Source organism: Pseudomonas sp. MF6396 (assembly GCF_002018915.1).
Lineage (GTDB): Bacteria > Pseudomonadota > Gammaproteobacteria > Pseudomonadales > Pseudomonadaceae > Aquipseudomonas > Aquipseudomonas palmensis.
In genome coordinates, this window is record NZ_MVOK01000012.1 from 134,267 (window position 1) to 152,442 (window position 18,176).

19 protein-coding genes are annotated in these 18,176 nt (G+C 64.5%); 13 read left to right on the forward strand and 6 right to left on the reverse strand.

Annotated elements, in window-relative coordinates; all coding sequences use genetic code 11:
- Positions 1-93 precede the first annotated feature (93 nt).
- On the forward strand, positions 94-1,023 hold the full coding sequence (locus tag MF6396_RS14480; RefSeq protein WP_058541761.1) for an alpha/beta hydrolase: 930 nt from the start codon (positions 94-96) through the stop codon (positions 1,021-1,023).
- Here MF6396_RS14480 and MF6396_RS14485 read toward each other — a convergent pair whose 3' ends face one another.
- Positions 1,024-1,773 (reverse strand): DUF2059 domain-containing protein, encoded by a 750-nt coding sequence (locus MF6396_RS14485; protein ID WP_043863435.1) that lies wholly within the window; start codon positions 1,771-1,773, stop codon positions 1,024-1,026. It abuts the gene before it with no gap.
- Positions 1,774-1,887: 114 nt separating this feature from the next.
- Here MF6396_RS14485 and MF6396_RS14490 point away from each other — a divergent pair, with 114 nt between their 5' ends.
- Both MF6396_RS14490 and MF6396_RS14495 read left to right on the forward strand, forming a co-directional pair.
- Positions 1,888-2,520 carry a 2OG-Fe(II) oxygenase gene (locus tag MF6396_RS14490; RefSeq protein ID WP_043863436.1) on the forward strand — a complete coding sequence of 211 codons (633 nt, stop codon included), beginning with the start codon at positions 1,888-1,890 and terminating at the stop codon, positions 2,518-2,520.
- A 1-nt stretch (position 2,521) separates the two neighbouring features.
- Positions 2,522-3,010: a DUF523 domain-containing protein gene (locus MF6396_RS14495; protein ID WP_058541762.1), complete on the forward strand. Its 489-nt coding sequence runs from the start codon at positions 2,522-2,524 to the stop codon at positions 3,008-3,010.
- On the opposite strand, the gene MF6396_RS14500 is transcribed toward MF6396_RS14495, so the two are convergent.
- A complete protein-coding gene (locus tag MF6396_RS14500; RefSeq protein ID WP_063612028.1) occupies positions 3,007-3,546 on the reverse strand; it encodes a transporter substrate-binding domain-containing protein in 540 nt (179 codons plus the stop codon). The genes MF6396_RS14495 and MF6396_RS14500 overlap by 4 nt on opposite strands.
- Before the next feature lie 229 nt (positions 3,547-3,775).
- Here MF6396_RS14500 and MF6396_RS14505 point away from each other — a divergent pair, with 229 nt between their 5' ends.
- Positions 3,776-4,249: a DUF4399 domain-containing protein gene (locus tag MF6396_RS14505; protein WP_058541763.1), complete on the forward strand. Its 474-nt coding sequence runs from the start codon at positions 3,776-3,778 to the stop codon at positions 4,247-4,249.
- 70 nt (positions 4,250-4,319) lie between these two features.
- Here MF6396_RS14505 and serA read toward each other — a convergent pair whose 3' ends face one another.
- Positions 4,320-5,549 carry a phosphoglycerate dehydrogenase gene (serA, locus tag MF6396_RS14510; protein ID WP_043863440.1) on the reverse strand — a complete coding sequence of 410 codons (1,230 nt, stop codon included), beginning with the start codon at positions 5,547-5,549 and terminating at the stop codon, positions 4,320-4,322.
- A 172-nt stretch (positions 5,550-5,721) separates the two neighbouring features.
- Here serA and MF6396_RS14515 point away from each other — a divergent pair, with 172 nt between their 5' ends.
- From MF6396_RS14515 to MF6396_RS14530, 4 genes are all read left to right on the forward strand, one after another.
- Positions 5,722-7,119 (forward strand): FAD-binding oxidoreductase, encoded by a 1,398-nt coding sequence (locus tag MF6396_RS14515; protein WP_043863441.1) that lies wholly within the window; start codon positions 5,722-5,724, stop codon positions 7,117-7,119.
- 38 nt (positions 7,120-7,157) lie between these two features.
- Positions 7,158-7,823: a fumarylacetoacetate hydrolase family protein gene (locus MF6396_RS14520; protein ID WP_043863442.1), complete on the forward strand. Its 666-nt coding sequence runs from the start codon at positions 7,158-7,160 to the stop codon at positions 7,821-7,823.
- A gap of 162 nt (positions 7,824-7,985) precedes the next feature.
- Positions 7,986-8,918 (forward strand): SdiA-regulated domain-containing protein, encoded by a 933-nt coding sequence (locus MF6396_RS14525; protein ID WP_078480701.1) that lies wholly within the window; start codon positions 7,986-7,988, stop codon positions 8,916-8,918.
- Between the two features lie 77 nt (positions 8,919-8,995).
- The gene (locus MF6396_RS14530) at positions 8,996-9,898 is read left to right on the forward strand and encodes an SdiA-regulated domain-containing protein (protein WP_058541764.1); all 903 of its coding nucleotides are present in this window, start codon (positions 8,996-8,998) and stop codon (positions 9,896-9,898) included.
- A gap of 87 nt (positions 9,899-9,985) precedes the next feature.
- Here the strand turns inward: MF6396_RS14530 and rpiA are convergent, their stop codons facing one another.
- A complete protein-coding gene (gene rpiA / locus MF6396_RS14535; protein ID WP_058541765.1) occupies positions 9,986-10,657 on the reverse strand; it encodes a ribose-5-phosphate isomerase RpiA in 672 nt (223 codons plus the stop codon).
- A gap of 136 nt (positions 10,658-10,793) precedes the next feature.
- Between rpiA and ilvA the strand changes: the two genes are divergently transcribed.
- The gene (gene ilvA / locus MF6396_RS14540) at positions 10,794-12,308 is read left to right on the forward strand and encodes a threonine ammonia-lyase, biosynthetic (protein WP_078480703.1); all 1,515 of its coding nucleotides are present in this window, start codon (positions 10,794-10,796) and stop codon (positions 12,306-12,308) included.
- A gap of 40 nt (positions 12,309-12,348) precedes the next feature.
- Positions 12,349-12,777 carry a DUF2269 family protein gene (locus tag MF6396_RS14545; RefSeq protein ID WP_058541766.1) on the forward strand — a complete coding sequence of 143 codons (429 nt, stop codon included), beginning with the start codon at positions 12,349-12,351 and terminating at the stop codon, positions 12,775-12,777.
- 74 nt (positions 12,778-12,851) lie between these two features.
- On the opposite strand, the gene MF6396_RS14550 is transcribed toward MF6396_RS14545, so the two are convergent.
- Positions 12,852-13,508 carry an HAD family hydrolase gene (locus MF6396_RS14550; protein ID WP_043863448.1) on the reverse strand — a complete coding sequence of 219 codons (657 nt, stop codon included), beginning with the start codon at positions 13,506-13,508 and terminating at the stop codon, positions 12,852-12,854.
- Between the two features lie 140 nt (positions 13,509-13,648).
- Here MF6396_RS14550 and MF6396_RS14555 point away from each other — a divergent pair, with 140 nt between their 5' ends.
- Together MF6396_RS14555 and ptsP are read left to right on the forward strand one after the other, a co-directional pair.
- Positions 13,649-14,128 carry an RNA pyrophosphohydrolase gene (locus MF6396_RS14555; RefSeq protein WP_043863449.1) on the forward strand — a complete coding sequence of 160 codons (480 nt, stop codon included), beginning with the start codon at positions 13,649-13,651 and terminating at the stop codon, positions 14,126-14,128.
- A 22-nt stretch (positions 14,129-14,150) separates the two neighbouring features.
- Positions 14,151-16,430 carry a phosphoenolpyruvate--protein phosphotransferase gene (gene ptsP, locus MF6396_RS14560; protein ID WP_043863450.1) on the forward strand — a complete coding sequence of 760 codons (2,280 nt, stop codon included), beginning with the start codon at positions 14,151-14,153 and terminating at the stop codon, positions 16,428-16,430.
- A gap of 85 nt (positions 16,431-16,515) precedes the next feature.
- On the opposite strand, the gene MF6396_RS14565 is transcribed toward ptsP, so the two are convergent.
- A complete protein-coding gene (locus MF6396_RS14565) occupies positions 16,516-17,262 on the reverse strand; it encodes an NRDE family protein (RefSeq protein WP_054915521.1) in 747 nt (248 codons plus the stop codon).
- A 129-nt stretch (positions 17,263-17,391) separates the two neighbouring features.
- On the opposite strand from MF6396_RS14565, the gene MF6396_RS14570 reads away from it, so the two are divergent.
- Positions 17,392-18,174, forward strand: a complete 783-nt coding sequence (locus tag MF6396_RS14570) for a sulfite exporter TauE/SafE family protein (RefSeq protein ID WP_078480704.1) — start codon at positions 17,392-17,394, stop codon at positions 18,172-18,174.
- Positions 18,175-18,176 lie beyond the last annotated feature (2 nt).

An 18,176-nucleotide genomic window follows, 5' to 3' on the forward strand; every position in this document is an offset into this window, starting at 1 on the left:
GCACAGGCAACAAAAAAGTCCCCCAGCTTGCCACGCCGTTCGCAACAGATGAATATCACAGGTCAATCCTTTGCCCCGTTGTTGGTAACTTCCATGCCCGCGTCATTCCAGCCCGACTCCCTGCGTGCCAGCCTGCAACCGCTGGCCGCGCGTCAGCCGTTGTCGACCCAGGCGCAGGCGTACCGGCATTTCTACAGCCTGGACATTCCCGGCGTCGACAGCTGGCTGGGGCGCTTCGACACCGCAGGCTTCGAGCTGGTCGCCCAGGTCTGGCTGCCCGCCGCGCCTGTGGCGACGCTGGTATTGCTGCACGGTTTCTACGACCACATGGGCCTCTACCGCCACGCCATCGAATGGGCCCTGGCCCGGCAGTTCGCGGTCATCGCCTGCGACCTGCCGGGTCATGGGCTGTCCAGCGGCGAGCGCGCCAGCATCGATGACTTTGCGGTGTATCAGGACGTGCTGCAGGCGCTGTTCGAGCAGGGCCAGGCGCTGAACCTGCCGCAACCCTGGCACCTGTGCGGGCAGAGCACCGGCGGCGCCATCCTGGTCGACCACCTGCTGCACCACGGCGCGCACAGCCCGGCCCAGGGCCAGGTGATCCTGCTGGCGCCGCTGGTACGCCCGCGTGCGTGGCGCTGGTCGAAATTCAGCTATCAGGTGCTGCGCCACTTCGTCACCGGCATCGAGCGACGCTTCAGCGAGAACAGCAACGACCCGACCTTTTTGCCGTTCCTGCAGGCCGACCCGCTGCAGCCGCGGCGCCTGCCCACCGCCTGGGTCGGGGCGCTGATGGCGTGGGTCAAACGTATCGAGGTGGCGCCATGCAGCCCGCGCCAGCCGCTGATCGTGCAGGGGCAGGCCGACATGACTGTGGACTGGCCGTACAACCTTGAGGTGCTCAAGGCCAAGTTCGCCGAACCGCAGATTCTGCTGATGCCCGAAGCCCGCCACCACCTGGTCAACGAACTGCCGGCAATACGCCGAGACTACTTTGCCTTCATCGGCCAGCGCCTGGGCTGATCACTGCAGGTCCGAGGTGCTCTGACCGACCGCCAGGCCAGCCCGGATTGCGGCCAGGGCGGCGGCATAGTACGCCTTGCCTTCGGGCGATTCGGCAAAGCTTGCAAAGGCATCGAGTTCGGCATCCGACAGCCCGCGATACACATACAGCAGGGTGTTGTTCAGGTCGGCCTCGATCTGCTGCATCAGGCGCTGGCGCTGCCCGTCGAGCAGGCCCTGGGCCTGGCTGCCACCGAGCAGGCCGGGGATCATCTGGCTCAGGCTGTCGGCCGCCACCCCGGCAATCGCCAGGCTGACCTCGGCACCGGCCTCGCGGGCCGGCAGGGCCTGGGCCAGGTGGCCGATGATCAGCAGGCGGCTGTCGCTGGCCTCGATCTTGGGCAGGCCCTTGGCATTCTTGGCCAACTGGTCACGGCGGGTGGCCAGCAGCTCGGCCGCCACGATCTTGCGCCCCAGGGGGGATTGAAAAAACGCCAGCGCAGGCTTGGGGTCGCTGAGGTTGGCGCGCAACTGGGCTTCGGCGCGGCGGTCGACGGCGGTGGGTTCGAAACGCTGGTTGCTGTTGTTCACCAGGGCCTGGAAGACTGCAGGCGGCAGGCTGCTGCGATAGCGCTGCTGGGCGGCATCGAGGGCATCGGTGAAGTGGGCGCGCTGCTCCGGCCACCCGGCAACCTTGTACAGTTGGTCGTGGGTATCTGCCAGGACAGGCGTGGTGCAGATCATCAACAGCAGAAAAAACAAACGGCGCATTCAGGACTCCTGTCGGCAGGCCGCTATTGTCCGTGGCCCGGCGGGGCTTTGTCGAGACGCCAATGCACACTCTCGGCCAAGTGGCGCTGTCGGTTTTGCTGGCGGCTCGATACTATGCGCGGCATGCAGATATCCCTTGATCACCCCTTGCTGTCGCGCATCGTCGACGACCTGGCCACCCGTGGCTGGTCGCAGCACGACCTGTTCCTGCCGGCCCCGCTGACGCGGGCACTGGCGGCCGAGTGCCGCCGCCGCGCCGCCGAGGGCGAACTGGCCCCTGCGGGGGTCGGGCGAGGGCCCGCGCAGGAAGTGCGCGAAGGTATTCGCAACGACCATATCCAGTGGCTCGAACCCGGTGACTCGGACGCCTGCGACCAGTACCTGGGGTTGATGGACGGCCTGCGCGAAGCGATGAACCGCGGCCTGTTCCTGGGCCTGGAAGACTTCGAGTGCCACTTCGCCCTGTACCCGCCCGGCGGCTTCTACCGCAAGCACCTGGACCGCTTTCGCGACGACGACCGGCGCATGGTCTCGGCGGTGATCTACCTCAACGAAGACTGGCTGCCCGAACATGGCGGGCAGTTGCGCATGACCCTCAAGGACAATGTGGAACACGATGTGCAGCCGACCGGCGGTTGCCTGGTGGTGTTCCTCTCCGGCGAGATCCCCCACGAAGTGCTGCCGGCCAACCGCGAGCGGTTGTCGCTCACCGGCTGGTTCCGTCGGCGCGGCAACGAGCCCTTCTAGCATGCATAAGGTTCTGGTCAGCGCCTGCCTGCTGGGGCAGCCGGTGCGCTATGACGGTCGCGCCAGCGGGCATCCGGATGTGCTCCAGGGCTGGCAGCGGGAGGGTCGCGTGGTGCCGTTGTGCCCCGAGGTCGCCGGCGGTCTGCCGACCCCGCGGCCACCTGCGGAAATTCCCGGTGGGCAGGGCAGTGCGGTGCTGGAAGGCCAGGCCCGGGTGGTGACGGTAGCCGGCGAGGACGTGACCGCGCCGTTCGTGCAGGGCGCGCACCTGGCGCTGGCACTGGTGCGGCGCCACGCCATAAGGGTGGCCGTGCTCAAGTCGGGCAGCCCGTCCTGTGGCAACCGGCTGACCTATGACGGTACGTTCAGCGGCACCAGGGTGGAAGGTGAGGGCGTGACCACGGCGCTGTTGCGCCGGGCCGGGGTGCAGGTGTTCAGCGAACTGGAGCTGGACGCGGCCGTGCAGGCCCTGGATGCCCTCGACGCCTAAGGTGCGTCGGTGTCCACGGCAGCATCCGCCGCCTCGGTGTGGGTCTGGGCCTGGGGCTCGACAGCGGGCCGCGCCGCCTGCTGCGCCAGCTCGGTCATGCGCCCGTTGTCCTTGATGCGCTGCAGGGCGGCGTTCAAGGCTTTCTCGAAGGCTGGGTTGTCCTTCTGGAAGGGCATCACATAGCGTTTGTCGTCGTCGCCGTCGGTATAGGGTTCGCTGAGACCCAGGCGCTGCTTGAGCTCGGGGCTGGCGGTGATCTGGTCCAGGGCGATGTCGTAACGGCCGCTTTCCACACCGTCCAGCAACTCGTCATGGTCGACGGGCACGAACTCCACCCCTACATCCAGCTCCTTGGCCAGCGCCTGGCCCAGCCCGATCTCGAAGCCGGTCCACTGGCCTTGCTTGCGGATATTGGTCGAGGAATCGGCGCTGATCGCGATACGCAGTTCATTTCGATCGTTGACCTCGTCGATCAGCTCGGCATGGGCCAACGGGGTCAGCAGGGCCGTGAGCAGTACCCCAATAGTCAAACGCATCTAAGCCCCTTTCCTGGTCTTTGGCAGTGAGTCCGGTCGCCGCGACTTTTTGTGTGTGTCGCGGTCGAACAGTGTCTAGGACCGCACTTGGCCGAGGATGTTAGATGCCAGGGAAGATTTTTCCGTGGCGTTTTTTAAAGCTTGCCTTGGCGCAATTGATCTATCGTAATGAACCGTTGCCCTGGTATTCAGGGGTAAGGGTTACCGAAGTAAATCACAGGAGAAGTGAATGAAAAGCCTATTTTCGCGTGCTGCCGTCGCTGGTTTGTTGATGGGCGTGTCCGCGCTGGCCGCCGCCGAAGGCCTGGTGAGCCAGGCACCACCCAAGGATGCCAAGGTATTCATCGTTTCCCCGGCCGATGGCGCCACCGTCGACAAGACCTTCACCGTCAAGTTTGGCATCGAAGGCATGGAACTCAAGCCGGCCGGCGACGCCACCCCGCATAGCGGCCATCATCACCTGCTGGTGGACGTCGACAAGGCGCCGGCTGCCGACCAGGTGCTGCCCACCAGCCTGATGCCGGAAAACGGCCAGCCGCTGCCCGCCGGCCCGCAGGTACTGCACTTTGGCAAGGCGCAGACCGAAACCCAGCTGACCCTGACCCCTGGCAAGCACACCCTGCAACTGGTGCTGGGCGACAAGTTCCACGTGCCGTTCAAGCCAAGCGTGGAATCGAAGAAGATCACCGTGACCGTGAAGTAAAACGCGGGCATGAAAAAAGGCGACCCGAGGGTCGCCTTTTTCATTTGTATCGGTGTTGCCGGCGAAGCGTTTAGAACAGCACGCGCGAACGGATGGTGCCGTTGATGTGCTGCAGCTTCTCTTGCGCCAGGTCCGAGTACTCGGCATCGACGTCGATCACCACGTAGCCGACCTTCTCGTTGGTCTGCAGGAACTGACCGGAGATGTTGATCGAGTTTTCCGCGAACACCTTGTTGATCTCGCTGAGCACGCCCGGAATGTTCTGGTGGATGTGCAGCAGGCGGTGCTTGCCCGGGTGCGCCGGCAGGGCCACTTCAGGGAAGTTGACCGACGACACGGAGGTACCGTTGTCGCTGTACTTGACCAGCTTCTCGGCCACTTCCAGGCCGATGTTGGCCTGGGCCTCGGCGGTGGAACCACCGATGTGCGGGGTCAGGATCACGTTGTCCAGGCCACGCAGCGGGCTTTCGAACTGCTCGTCGTTGGAGCGCGGCTCTACCGGGAACACGTCGATGGCGGCGCCGATCAGGTGCTTGTCCTTGATCGCGGCGGCCAGGTGGTCCAGTTCGACCACGGTGCCACGGGCGGCGTTGATCAGGATCGCGCCCTTTTTCATCGCGCGGATTTCCTTCTCGCCGATCATCCACTGGGTGGATGGCAGCTCAGGAACGTGCAGCGAGACGATGTCGGCCAGGCCCAGCAGCTCGTGCAGGCTGGCGACCTGGGTCGCGTTGCCCAGCGGCAGCTTGGTCAGCGGGTCGAAGAAGAACACCTGCATGCCCAGGCTTTCGGCCAGTACCGACAGTTGGGTGCCGATCGAGCCGTAGCCGACGATGCCCAGCTTCTTGCCACGGATCTCGAAGGAGTTGGCCGCGCTCTTGATCCAGCCGCCACGGTGGCAGGAAGCGTTCTTCTCGGGGATGCCGCGCAGCAGCAGGATCGCTTCGGCCAGTACCAGCTCGGCAACCGAACGGGTGTTGGAGTAAGGCGCGTTGAACACGGCGATGCCGCGCTCGCGAGCGGCGTCCAGGTCGACCTGGTTGGTGCCGATGCAGAAACAGCCGACAGCGACCAGTTTCTTGGCGCAGTCGAAGACCTCTTCGGTCAGCTGGGTGCGAGAGCGAATGCCGATGAAGTGGGCATCGGCGATCTTTTCCTTCAGTTGCGCATCCGGCAGGGAGCCGGTGAGGTATTCGATGTTGCTGTACCCGGCGGCCTTGAGGACGTCCACGGCGGATTGGTGGACGCCTTCGAGGAGAAGGAACTTGATCTTGCTCTTATCGAGAGAAGTCTTGCTCATCTGCGTAAACCTGTGTCCCGGAGAAAAATGGCAGGGAAAGAAGCGCTCGCAGCATCGGCTTTCGGCACGATCTGCGGGGGTGCGTATGCTAGCATAGGCACCCCTGTTTACGCCCATCCCTGGCACGTGAAACGTGCTCAGGGTGACCATGAATTGTTCGAGAGTTCTGTAGATGACCGATCGTGCGCTGTTGGATGAGCTGATGACCCTGGTTGAGCCTGGAAAGGTCCTGACCGACGCTGCTTCACTTGATGCGTACGGCAAGGACTGGACCAAGCATTTTGCTCCAGCCCCTCTGGCCATCGTGTTCCCCAAGAGCACCGAACAGGTTCAGGCCATCGTGCGCTGGGCCAACCAGCGCCAGGTCGCCCTGGTGCCGTCGGGCGGGCGCACCGGCCTGTCGGCTGCCGCAGTAGCCGCCAATGGCGAAGTGGTGGTGGCGTTCGACTACATGAACCAGATTCTCGACTTCAACGAATTCGACCGCAGCGTGGTGTGCCAGCCTGGCGTGATCACCGAGCAGCTGCAGAATTTTGCCGAGGACAAGGGCCTGTACTACCCGGTCGACTTCGCGTCGGCAGGTTCCAGCCAGATTGGCGGCAATATCGGCACCAATGCCGGCGGTATCAAGGTGATTCGCTACGGCATGACCCGCAACTGGGTAGCTGGCCTCAAGGTCGTGACCGGCAAGGGCGACCTGCTCGAGCTGAACAAGGATCTGATCAAGAACGCCACCGGCTACGACCTGCGCCAGCTGTTCATCGGCGCCGAAGGTACCCTGGGCTTCGTGGTCGAGGCCACCATGCGCCTGGACCGGGCACCCAACAACCTCACCGCGATGGTGCTGGGCACGCCTGATTTCGACTCCATCATGCCGGTGCTGCACGCCTTCCGTGGCAAGCTCGACCTGACCGCCTTCGAATTTCTTTCCGACAAGGCCCTGGCCAAGGTCCTGGGCCGCGGTGACGTGCCTGCGCCGTTCGAGACCGATTGCCCGTTCTACGCGCTGCTGGAATTCGAAGCCAGCACCGAGGAAGTGGCCAACGAAGCCCTGGCCACCTTCGAGCACTGCGTCGAGCAGGGCTGGGTACTGGACGGCGTGATGAGCCAGAGCCAGCAGCAACTGCAGAACCTGTGGAAGCTGCGCGAGTACATCTCCGAGACCATCTCGCACTGGACCCCGTACAAGAACGACATTTCGGTAACCGTGTCGAAGGTGCCGGCGTTCCTCAAGGATATCGACGCGATCGTCGCCGAACGCTACCCCGACTTCGAGGTGGTGTGGTACGGCCACATCGGCGACGGCAACCTGCACCTGAACATCCTCAAGCCCGACGACATGAGCAAGGACGAGTTCTTCTCCCGTTGCGCGGTGGTCAACAAGCAGGTGTTCGAGACGGTAGAGAAGTACAACGGCTCGATTTCGGCCGAACACGGCGTGGGCATGACCAAGCGTGACTACCTGACCTACAGCCGTTCGCCGGTCGAGATCGAGTACATGAAGGCAGTGAAGGCGGTGTTCGACCCCAACGGGATCATGAACCCGGGCAAGATCTTCGCCGTCGAGTGAACCCAGCAGCGCCAATAACATCGTTCCAGGAGTCGGCAATGAACTATCAGCACCAGTATGTAGACGGCACGCGTACTCATCTGCCGGTGGGCAAGGTGGTGTGCATCGGTCGCAACTACGCCGAGCACGCCAAAGAGCTCGACAACCCGATTCCGACCGAGCCGCTGCTGTTCATCAAGCCGGGCAGTTGCGTGGTATCGCTGGAAGGCGGGTTCAAGATCCCGGCCGAGCGTGGTTCGGTGCACTACGAGGCGGAAATCGCGGTGCTGCTGGGCAAGTCGCTGTCGCCGGCGCCTACCGAAGAAGAAGTGCTCGACGCCATCTCCGGCTTCGCCCCGGCACTGGACCTGACCCTGCGTGACCTGCAGGCGCAGCTCAAGGAAAAGGGCCTGCCCTGGGAGCGCGCCAAGTGCTTCGACGGCGCCTGCGTGCTGACGCCCTTCGTGGTTGGCAGCACATTCGAGGACCTGGCCGATATCGGCATTCGCCTGAGCATCAACGGCGAGGTGCGCCAGGACGGCAACAGCGCGCTGATGCTCAACCCGATCGTGCCGATGATCCAGCACATGGCCTCGCAGTTCGCGCTGCAGGCGGGTGACGTGATCCTCACCGGTACGCCGGCCGGCGTCGGGCCGCTGAGCGCTGGCGATGAGCTGGTGCTGGAACTGCCCGGTGTGAGCCGTTTCGAGGGCAGCGTTCGCTGACCTGCCCCGGGTGGCAGTCGATAGCCGACTGCCACCTTTTCCCCGGCCTTTGATCGGGCGTTGCCGTTTTTTTCACAAATGATCCGGATAATCCCCGCGAATCAACCTTGTGAACGTGCCTGCGTGTTGCGTGCCAGGCTAAAAAAACAACGGGAATACCTGATGGCCACACCTTATCCTTCCAGCGGTTCGCTCCCTCCTGTGCGCAAGCGTCGTCTCCTGTTGCGCTGGTCTACCTGGCTGGTGACGGCTGCGGTGATCGGCTATGGCGTGGCCATCGCCATGCACTGGGACGACCGTGGCCTGCTGTGGCTGCAGGAGCGTTTCGAGTCGGTGAGCGAACAGCAGGCCAGTATCTGGCTGCCGGGCTATACGGTCGATATCGACGCCAAGGTGCTGCCGGGCATGGAGGACGACGAGGCCTCCGACCTGGCCTACAACCCCCAGCGCAAGACCCTGTTCGCCGTCATGGGCAAGAACCCGTTCCTGGTCGAGCTGACCCTGGACGGCGATGTGTTGCGCAAGCTGCCACTTCACGGCTGGAGCAACCCCGAGGGGGTTGCGGTGCTGGCGGACGGGCGGTTGGCCATTGTCGACGAGCGTGATCACACCATGACCATCGTCAGCCTGGACGACAGCACCCAGGCACTGAACATCAAGGATTTCACGCAATACGACCTGGGCCCTTCGGCCAATCAGAACAAGGCCTTCGAGGCGATTGCCTGGGACCCGCGCAACCAGCGCCTCGTGCTGGGCGAGGAGCGTCCGCCGCGGCTGTTCACCTGGCGCACCGACGGCCGTTCGCCGCTGACCGGCGACAAGCAGCCGCTGCCCAGTGACGAGCTGGACCTGCGCAACCTCTCGGCGCTGGGGGTCGACCCGCGTACCGGGCACATGCTGGTGCTGTCGGCCGACTCGAACATGCTGCTGGAGCTGGACGAGCGGGGCGAGCAGGTCAGCTTCATGACCCTGCTCGGCGGTTTCAACGGCCTGAAAAAGCGCATCCCTCGCGCCGAGGGCGTGGCCATGGACGACCAGGGCACCCTGTACATCGTCAGTGAGCCGAACCTGTTCTACCGCTTTCGCAAGCAGTGACTCCCGCATAGTGGCATTAAGCTTCGATTCAGTTGGCTATGGTTAGATGACGCCCGAACCCTGCCGAGTCTTCCCGAATGCGTCGTTACCTGCCCCTGGTCTTTCTTGTTTTCAGTCTGCTGGCCCTTGCCGCCCTGGGCGTGGCGGGGCAGCAGCACCGCGTGTTCGAGCGTGCCTGGTTCGACCTCAAGGCCTGGTGGCAGCCGGCCGAGCAGGGCATGGGGCTGAGCCGCTACCAGGTGGTGGTCGAGGCACGCCCGGTCGAGGGGCTGCAGGCGGATATTTCGGCGCTGACCTTCGACCCGGACCGCAACAGCCTGTACACGGTCACCAACAAGAACCCCGAACTGATCGAGCTGTCGCTGGAGGGGCGCATCGTGCGGCGCATCCCCCTGACCGGTTTCGGCGACCCCGAGGCGGTGGAGTATGTGGGGCCGGGCAGTTTCGTGATCACCGACGAGCGCGAGCAGCGCCTGATCCGGGTGCATGTGGCGCCCGATACCGCGTTCCTGGATGCCAAGGATGCCGAGCAGCTTACCCTGGGCATCGGCCTGAACGGCAACAAGGGTTTCGAGGGGCTGGCCTACGACTCGGGCGGCAAGCGCCTGTTCGTGGCCAAGGAGCGCGACCCGATGCTGATCTACGAGGTGCACGGGTTTCCCCATGACAATCCGGAGCAGCCCTTTGCGGTGCACGTGGTGCAGGACCGCAAGCGTGATTCGCGGTTGTTCGTGAGAGACCTGTCGAGCTTGCAGTTCGACGAGCGCAGCGGGCATCTGCTGGCCCTGTCGGACGAATCGCAACTGGTGCTGGAGCTGGACGTGAAGGGCAAGCCGATCAGCAGCCTGTCGCTGCGCAAGGGGTCTGCCGGGTTGAAGGCGAGCGTGCCGCAGGCCGAGGGGATTGCGCTGGACGATGCCGGGACGCTGTATGTGGTGAGCGAGCCGAACCTGTTCTACGTATTCAAGAAGACCGAGTAGGCTGTATCGCGGGTCAAGCCCGCTCCCACAAGATCACACCGAACCTGTGGGAGCGGGCTTGGCCCGCGATGAGGCCGCCCCGCAAGCTTACTTGGTCAGGGTCTTCACGCCGTCCGCGGTCCCCAGCAGCAGCAGGTCCGCCGGGCGCGCCGCGAACAGGCCGTTGGTCACCACGCCCACGATCGCGTTGATCTGGGTTTCCAGCTCCACCGGGTTGGTGATCTGCAGGTTGAACACGTCCAGGATGATGTTGCCGTTGTCGGTCACCACGCCTTCGCGGTACACCGGGTCGCCGCCCAGTTTCACCAGCTGACGTGCCACATGGCTGCGCGCCATCGGGATCACCTCGACCGGCAGCGGGAAGGCGCCCAGTACCGGCACCAGCTTGCTCGCGTCGGCAATGCAGATGAAGGTCTTGGCCACGGCCGCGACGATCTTCTCGCGGGTCAGGGCTGCGCCACCGCCCTTGATCAGGTTCAGGCGCTCGTCGCTCTCGTCGGCACCGTCCACATAGAACTCCAGGTCGCTGACCGTGTTCAGCTCGTACACCGGAATGCCGTGGCCCTTCAGGCGTGCAGCCGTGGCCTCGGAGCTGGCGACCGCACCATCGAACGCACCCTTGTGCAGCGCCAGGGCGTCGATGAAGCAGTTGGCGGTCGAACCGGTGCCGACGCCGACGATGCTCTTGTCATCGAGCTTGGGCAGAATGAAATCGACAGCGGCCTGGGCGACAGCCTGTTTGAGTTGGTCCTGGGTCATGCGGGCTCCGGAGCGGGCAGGGGTATCGTGAGGGCGCGTAGTATAGCGGCTAAAACCACAGACTGGCTGTGGTCGCCCGACCGGGCGCTGCGGTAGACTCCGAGGCCCCGCCCAGCTGCCCAGTGATGCGTTCCCGATGCTCGAACAGTACGTCAAGAAGATCCTCACCTCGCGCGTCTATGACGTCGCCGTCGAAACCCCGCTGCAACCGGCCGGCCAGCTCAGCAAGCGCCTGGGCAACCACGTGCTGCTCAAGCGCGAAGACCTGCAGCCGGTGTTCTCGTTCAAGATCCGCGGCGCCTACAACAAGCTGGCGCAGTTGAGCGCCGAGGAACTGGCGCGGGGCGTGGTCACCGCCTCGGCCGGCAACCATGCCCAGGGCCTGGCGCTGGCCGCCCGTGAACTGGGGATCAAGGCCACCATCGTGATGCCCAAGACCACCCCCGAGATCAAGGTCGAAGGCGTGCGCTCGCGGGGCGCCAAGGTGGTGCTGCATGGCGATTCGTTCCCCGAGGCGCTGGCCTACTCGCTCAAGCTGGTGGACGAAAAGGGCTTCGTCTATATCCACCCCTATGACGACCCGCACACCATCGCCGGGCAGGGCACCGTGGCCATGGAGATCCTGCGCCAGCACCCCGGGCCGCTGGGCGCGATCTTCGTGCCGGTGGGCGGCGGCGGCCTGATCGCCGGCATTGCCGCCTACGTCAAATACCTGCGCCCCGAGATCAAGGTGATCGGTGTCGAGCCGGACGACTCCAACTGCCTGCAGGCCGCCATGGCCGCCGGCGAGCGCGTGGTGCTTCCGCAGGTGGGCCTGTTCGCCGATGGCGTGGCGGTGGCGCAGATCGGCCAGCACACCTTCGACATCTGCAAGGATCATGTGGACGAGGTGATCACCGTCAGCACCGACGAGATCTGCGCGGCCATCAAGGACATCTACGACGATACCCGCTCGATCACCGAACCTGCCGGCGCGCTGGGCGTTGCCGGCATCAAGAAGTACGTTGAGCTGCGAGGTGTGACCGGGCAGACCCTGGTGGCCATCGACTCCGGTGCCAACGTGAACTTCGACCGCCTGCGCCATGTGGCCGAGCGCGCCGAACTGGGCGAGGGCCGCGAGGCGATCATCGCAGTGACCATCCCCGAACAGCCGGGCAGCTTCAAGGCGTTCTGCGAGGCCATCGGCAAGCGCCAGATCACCGAATTCAACTACCGCTACCACGCCGACGGCGAGGCGCACATCTTTGTCGGGGTGCAGACCCACCCCGACACCGACCCGCGCAGTGCCCTGCTGCACAGCCTGACCGCGCAGGGTTTTCCGGTGCTGGACCTGACCGACAACGAGCTGGCCAAGCTGCACATCCGCCACATGGTGGGCGGGCACGCGGCGCGGGTCAGCGACGAGCTGGTGCTGCGCTTCGAGTTCCCTGAGCGGCCGGGGGCGCTGTTCAACTTCCTCAACAAGCTGGGTGGGCGCTGGAACATCTCGATGTTCCACTACCGCAACCATGGCGCGGCCGATGGTCGCGTGGTGGCCGGGCTGCAGGTGCCGGATGATGAGCGCCACCTGGTGCCGGCGGCACTGGCCAAGATCGGCTACCCGTACTGGGATGAAACCGACAACCCGGCGTACCGGCTGTTTCTGGGCTGAACGGCTACGCTGTTGGGCAACGCCTGAGGAATAAGAAGACATGGAATTGCTGACAAGCCTGAAAATCGCCCACGTACTGGCCACGGTCGTGCTGCTGGGCAGTGCCCTGGGCCTGGCGCTGTGGGTCTGGCTGGCACGACGCAAGGGTGACGTGACTGCGCACACGCGCCTGTTGCAGCGGCCTTTGCTGTTCGTATGGTTGCTGATGGGCGTATGCCTGGTGAGCATGCCGTTCAGTGGCTGGTGGCTGGTGCACCTGATCGGCTGGCCATTGGGGCAGACCTGGGTGCTGGGCTCCAGCCTGATCTATACGGTGGGGGCGTTCAGCTGGTTCTGGCTGAGTGTGCGCCTTAACCGGCTGCGCACGGCGCCGGGCGCAGGCAACCCGAAGGTGACGCTGGGCCTGGCGGTGTTCTGCGCCGTGTGCTTCATCGCGATTGCCGGGCTGATGGGTGCAAAACCCGTCTGATGCCTTCGCCGGCCAGGCCGGCTCCTACACCCGTTGCGCTGTAGGAGCCGGCCTTGCCGGCGAATGGTCACACCTCAATCGCGCAGGCTGATCACCGGCCAGCCGCGTTTCTCGGCTTCGGCACGCAGGGTAGGGTCCGGGTTCACCGCCACCGGGTTGGCCACCTGCTCCAGCAGCGGCAGGTCGTTGATCGAGTCGCTATAGAAGTAGCTGTCGTCCAGGTTCAAGCCATTCTCTTCGAGCCAGCGGTTCAGGCGCGTCACCTTGCCTTCACGGAAGCACGGCACGTCGATGCTGCGCCCGCTGTAGCGACCATCGACCATCTCGCACTCGGTGGCCAGCAAGGTCTCAACGCCCAGGCGCTGGGCAATCGGGCCGGTGATGAAGCGGTTGGTGGCGGTGATGATCACCAGCTTGTCGCCCGCGTCACGGTGCTTTTGCAGCAGCGCCAGGGCCTGGGGCAGGATGATCGGCTCGACGCAGTCGCGCATGAAGTCGCGGTGCCATTCGTCGAGTTGCGCCATTTCGGTCCTGGCCAGGATCTCCAGGGTGAATTCAAGGTAGGCGCCCTGGTCCAGCTTGCCGGCCAGGTAGTCCTGGTAGAACGCATCGTTGCGGTTCTTGTAGGCGATGGGGTCGAGAATCCCGCGTTCGCACAGGTAATCGCCCCAGGCGTGGTCGCTGTCGCCACCCAGAAGCGTGTTGTCCAGATCGAATAAAGCCAGGCGCATCGAAGTCACTCGCATAACATCTGAAAAGGCCCACAGAATACGGACTTTTATCTGCTATGCACATAAGGTGGAGCGGCGCGTTGCTGGCGTTGCAAGCTTTGTGGAACAATGCGGCGACATGCGTTTGCGAGGTTGCTGCCGTGATCGACCCCGATGGTTTTCGCCCCAATGTCGGGATCATTCTGACCAATGATCTCGGGCAGGTGCTATGGGCTCGACGGATCAACCAGGATGCCTGGCAGTTTCCACAAGGCGGGATCAACCCCGAGGAAACGCCGGAAGACGCCCTGTACCGCGAGCTGAATGAAGAAGTGGGCCTGGAGCGGCAGGATGTTGAAATTCTTGCCTGCACCCGTGGCTGGTTGCGTTATCGTTTACCCCAACGCCTGGTGCGTACCCACAGCCAACCGCTGTGCATCGGCCAGAAACAGAAATGGTTCCTCCTGCGCCTGGTGTCCAACGAGCAGCGGGTGCGGATGGATTTGACCGGTAAACCGGAATTCGATGGGTGGCGCTGGGTCAGCTATTGGTATCCGTTGGGCCAGGTGGTGACATTCAAGCGCGAGGTTTACCGCCGCGCTCTCAAAGAGCTTGCCCCGCGCCTGCTGGCGCGCGACTGACGACGGAGTTCGACCCCGAGCCATGCTCAATACGCTGCGCAAGATCGTCCAGGAAGTTAACTCCGCCAAGGATCTCAAGACGGCGTTGGGGATCATTGTGTTACGCGTCAAAGAAGCCATGGGCAGCCAGGTGTGTTCCGTCTACCTGCTCGACCCGGAGAGCAACCGCTTCGTGCTGATGGCCACCGAGGGCCTGAACAAGCGCTCCATCGGCAAGGTCAGCATGGCCCCCAACGAAGGCCTGGTGGGCCTGGTGGGTACCCGCGAAGAACCGCTGAACCTGGAAAACGCCGCCGATCACCCGCGTTATCGCTACTTTGCCGAAACCGGCGAAGAGCGCTTTGCCTCCTTCCTCGGTGCACCCATCATCCACCACCGACGCGTGGTGGGCGTGCTGGTCATCCAGCAGAAGGAACGTCGCCAGTTCGACGAGGGCGAAGAAGCTTTCCTGGTCACCATGAGTGCGCAGCTGGCCGGGGTTATCGCCCATGCCGAGGCCACCGGCTCGATTCGCGGCCTGGGGCGCCAGGGCAAGGGTATCCAGGAAGCCAAGTTCGTCGGCGTGCCGGGCTCGCCGGGGGCGGCGGTGGGTACGGCGGTGGTGATGCTGCCGCCGGCCGACCTGGACGTGGTGCCGGACAAGACCGTCACCGACATCGACGCCGAACTCAAACTATTCAACAACGCCCTCGAAGGCGTGCGCAGCGACATGCGCAACCTCTCGGCCAAGCTCGCCACCCAGCTGCGCCCCGAAGAGCGTGCGCTGTTCGACGTGTACCTGATGATGCTCGAAGACGTCGCCCTGGGCGGCGAGGTGGTGGAGGTCATCAAGACCGGCCAGTGGGCCCAGGGCGCCTTGCGCCAGGTGGTGGGCGAGCACGTCAACCGCTTCGAGCTGATGGACGACGCCTACCTGCGCGAGCGCGCCTCCGATGTCAAAGACCTGGGCCGGCGCCTGCTGGCCTACCTGCAGGAAGCCCGCCAGCTGACCCTGGTGTACCCCGACAACACCATCCTGATCAGCGAAGAACTGACCCCGGCCATGCTCGGTGAAGTACCCGAAGGCAAGCTGGTGGGGCTGGTGTCGGTTCTCGGCTCGGGCAACTCCCACGTCGCGATCCTGGCGCGTGCCATGGGCATCCCCACGGTGATGGGCCTGGTCGATCTGCCGTATTCGAAGGTCGACGGCATCCAGATGATCGTCGACGGCTACAAGGGCGACGTCTACACCAACCCCAGCGAAGTGCTGCGCAAGCACTACACCGAAGTGGTCGAGGAGGAGCGCCAGCTGGCCCAGGGCCTGGACGCCCTGCGCGAACTGCCGTGCGAGACGCTCGATGGCTACCGCATGCCGCTGTGGGTCAACACCGGGCTGCTGGCCGACGTGGCGCGGGCGCAGCAGCGCGGCGCCGAAGGGGTGGGGCTGTACCGTACCGAAGTGCCGTTCATGATCAACCAGCGCTTCCCCAGCGAAAAGGAGCAGCTGGCGATCTATCGCGAGCAACTGGCGGCCTTCCACCCGTTGCCGGTGACCATGCGCAGCCTGGACATCGGGGGTGACAAGGCGCTGTCGTACTTCCCGATCAAGGAGGACAACCCGTTCCTGGGTTGGCGCGGTATCCGCGTGACGCTGGACCACCCGGAGATCTTCCTGGTGCAGACCCGCGCCATGCTCAAGGCCAGCGAAGGCCTGAACAACCTGCGCATTCTGCTGCCGATGATCTCCGGGATACACGAACTGGAAGAGGCATTGCACCTGATCCACCGCGCCTGGGGCGAGGTGCGCGACGAAGGCACCGACGTGCCGATGCCGCCTGTGGGGGTCATGATCGAGATTCCGGCGGCGGTCTACCAGACCCGCGAGCTGGCGCGCATGGTCGACTTCCTGTCGGTGGGGTCCAACGACCTGACCCAGTACCTGCTGGCGGTCGACCGCAACAACCCGCGGGTGGCCGACCTCTATGACTACCTGCACCCTGCGGTGCTGCAGGCCTTGCAGCACGTGGTGACCGCGGCGCATGCCGAGGGCAAGCCGGTGAGCATCTGTGGCGAGATGGCTGGCGACCCGGCAGCGGCGGTGCTGCTGATGGCCATGGGCTTCGACAGCCTGTCGATGAACGCCACCAACCTGCCGAAAGTGAAATGGATGCTGCGTCAGATCAGCATGAGCAAATCCAGGGAATTGCTGGAGCAGGCGATGGGTATCGATAACCCGCAGGTTATCCACAGCTCGCTGCAACTGGCGCTGAAGAACCTGGGGCTGTCGCGGATGATCAATCCTGGGGCTTCCAAGACCCTGTGAAGCCAGGGCCGCTTCGCGGCCCTTCGCCGGCAAGGCCGGCTCCTACAGGAGGTCGATGTAGGAGCCGGCCTTGCCGGCGAAAGCGTCAAACCTGCAGGGTGACCTCGCCCAACTGCCCCCCAAACGGCCCGAAGCTGCGCTCCACCATCAACCTGCTGCCATCCGCCTCGACAATCAACACCGTACTCGCCCGCGTCCCGTAGTTCTGGCTGGCAATGAACACGCTCGACAGTAACCGCTCGGTCGCCAGCCCCACACCGGTCTGCGGCAGCTCGGCCTCTTCGGCCTGCTGCTCATCCCCCAGCAACGCCAGCAGCCGCTGTGGTCGCGGGTCCTGCAGCTGGTCTTCGAGCGCAGCCCGCATCTTCAGCAGTTTCGGCCACGGCGTATCCAGCCCGGCATTCGACAAGCCGTACACCCCCTCGCCCAGCAGCACCGGCGCCGCCTCCTGCGCATTCAGGTACCCCAGCTGCCCGGCGTCCCCTACCAGCAGGTTGAATCCCGAATACTGGCTGCTGCGGCTGGCCACATGGTCCAGGTAAGCCTCCACCCCCAGCTCGCCGCGCAGAAACCCCGCCACCAGCTCGCCGCGCGAGCGCGCACCCTGCGCCTGCTGCGGGTCCCGAATATTGGTCAGCGCCGCAAAGCGCCCGCCCGGTCCGACCCCCAGCCAGCTGCCGCCAGCCTCGAGGTCACGTCCGGCATACACCCCCGGCGCATCCTCCCACGCCCCCAGCGCCTGGCTGGGGCGGGCATAGAACTCGTCACGGTTGGCCGCGACGATCAGCGGCCGGGCATGCCCCGGGCGCCATGCAAAAGCAATCAGACACATAGGTTCGCTCCCAGTGTTTTCAGCCACTCTACCCACACTGGCGTTCGCTATCCATCGACTAAACGTGTCTTCACTAGAGCCACAGGCCCACCTTCCGTTACCATGCCGAACTGATTTTGGGGGTCGACAATGGAATTTGTGATCTATCTGGTGCTGGGCGCCTGTGCAGGTGGACTGGCCGGGCTGTTCGGCGTGGGCGGCGGCATCATCATCGTGCCGGTGCTGGTGCTGAGCTTCACCCTGCAGGGCTTCGACGCCTCGGTGCTGACCCACCTGGCAGTCGGCACGTCGCTGGCGACCATTGTCTTCACCTCGGTCAACGCCATCCTCGAGCACCACCGCCGTGGTGCGGTGCAGTGGCCGATCTTCGTGTGGATGACCGTGGGCATCCTGCTCGGCGCCGGGGTAGGGGCCAAGACCGCCTCGCTGATCCAGGGCCCGCACCTGCAGAAGATCATCGGCGTGTTCGCCCTGCTGGTGGCCGTGCAGATGGCCCTGGACCTCAAGCCCAAGGCCAGCCGCGGCGTACCCGGCAAGCTTGGCCTGACCGCCGCCGGCGGCGTGGTGGGCTGGGCCTCGGCGATCTTCGGCATCGGCGGCGGCTCGCTCACCGTGCCCTTCCTGACCTGGCGCAGCCTGCCCATGCAGCAGGCGGTGGCCACGTCCTCGGCCTGTGGTTTTCCGATTGCGGTGGCCAGTGCCCTGAGTTTCATCGTGCTGGGCTGGGACGAGGCGCACCTGCCGCCCAACAGCCTGGGCTTCGTGTATTTGCCGGCGCTGCTCGGGATTGCCCTGACCAGCATGTTCTTTGCCCGTTTCGGTGCGCGCCTGGCGCATAAACTGTCGCCACGCCTGCTCAAGCGGCTGTTCGCCGCACTGCTGTTCTGTGTAGGCCTGAGCTTTTTGCTTTAACG

What these genes read in the sequence shown, in the direction of transcription:
- MF6396_RS14505 (WP_058541763.1), top strand. Translation starts at nt 3,776, where the DNA reads ATGAAAAGCCTATTTTCGCGTGCTGCCGTCGCTGGTTTGTTGATGGGC.
- ilvA (WP_078480703.1), top strand. Translation starts at nt 10,794, where the DNA reads ATGCTCGAACAGTACGTCAAGAAGATCCTCACCTCGCGCGTCTATGAC.
- MF6396_RS14570 (WP_078480704.1), top strand. Translation starts at nt 17,392, where the DNA reads ATGGAATTTGTGATCTATCTGGTGCTGGGCGCCTGTGCAGGTGGACTG.
- MF6396_RS14530 (WP_058541764.1), top strand. Translation starts at nt 8,996, where the DNA reads ATGCGTCGTTACCTGCCCCTGGTCTTTCTTGTTTTCAGTCTGCTGGCC.
- MF6396_RS14550 (WP_043863448.1), bottom strand. Translation starts at nt 13,508, where the DNA reads ATGCGCCTGGCTTTATTCGATCTGGACAACACGCTTCTGGGTGGCGAC.
- MF6396_RS14565 (WP_054915521.1), bottom strand. Translation starts at nt 17,262, where the DNA reads ATGTGTCTGATTGCTTTTGCATGGCGCCCGGGGCATGCCCGGCCGCTG.
- MF6396_RS14490 (WP_043863436.1), top strand. Translation starts at nt 1,888, where the DNA reads ATGCGCGGCATGCAGATATCCCTTGATCACCCCTTGCTGTCGCGCATC.
- serA (WP_043863440.1), bottom strand. Translation starts at nt 5,549, where the DNA reads ATGAGCAAGACTTCTCTCGATAAGAGCAAGATCAAGTTCCTTCTCCTC.
- MF6396_RS14545 (WP_058541766.1), top strand. Translation starts at nt 12,349, where the DNA reads ATGGAATTGCTGACAAGCCTGAAAATCGCCCACGTACTGGCCACGGTC.
- MF6396_RS14515 (WP_043863441.1), top strand. Translation starts at nt 5,722, where the DNA reads ATGACCGATCGTGCGCTGTTGGATGAGCTGATGACCCTGGTTGAGCCT.
- rpiA (WP_058541765.1), bottom strand. Translation starts at nt 10,657, where the DNA reads ATGACCCAGGACCAACTCAAACAGGCTGTCGCCCAGGCCGCTGTCGAT.
- MF6396_RS14500 (WP_063612028.1), bottom strand. Translation starts at nt 3,546, where the DNA reads ATGCGTTTGACTATTGGGGTACTGCTCACGGCCCTGCTGACCCCGTTG.
- ptsP (WP_043863450.1), top strand. Translation starts at nt 14,151, where the DNA reads ATGCTCAATACGCTGCGCAAGATCGTCCAGGAAGTTAACTCCGCCAAG.
- MF6396_RS14495 (WP_058541762.1), top strand. Translation starts at nt 2,522, where the DNA reads ATGCATAAGGTTCTGGTCAGCGCCTGCCTGCTGGGGCAGCCGGTGCGC.
- MF6396_RS14525 (WP_078480701.1), top strand. Translation starts at nt 7,986, where the DNA reads ATGGCCACACCTTATCCTTCCAGCGGTTCGCTCCCTCCTGTGCGCAAG.
- MF6396_RS14480 (WP_058541761.1), top strand. Translation starts at nt 94, where the DNA reads ATGCCCGCGTCATTCCAGCCCGACTCCCTGCGTGCCAGCCTGCAACCG.
- MF6396_RS14485 (WP_043863435.1), bottom strand. Translation starts at nt 1,773, where the DNA reads ATGCGCCGTTTGTTTTTTCTGCTGTTGATGATCTGCACCACGCCTGTC.
- MF6396_RS14520 (WP_043863442.1), top strand. Translation starts at nt 7,158, where the DNA reads ATGAACTATCAGCACCAGTATGTAGACGGCACGCGTACTCATCTGCCG.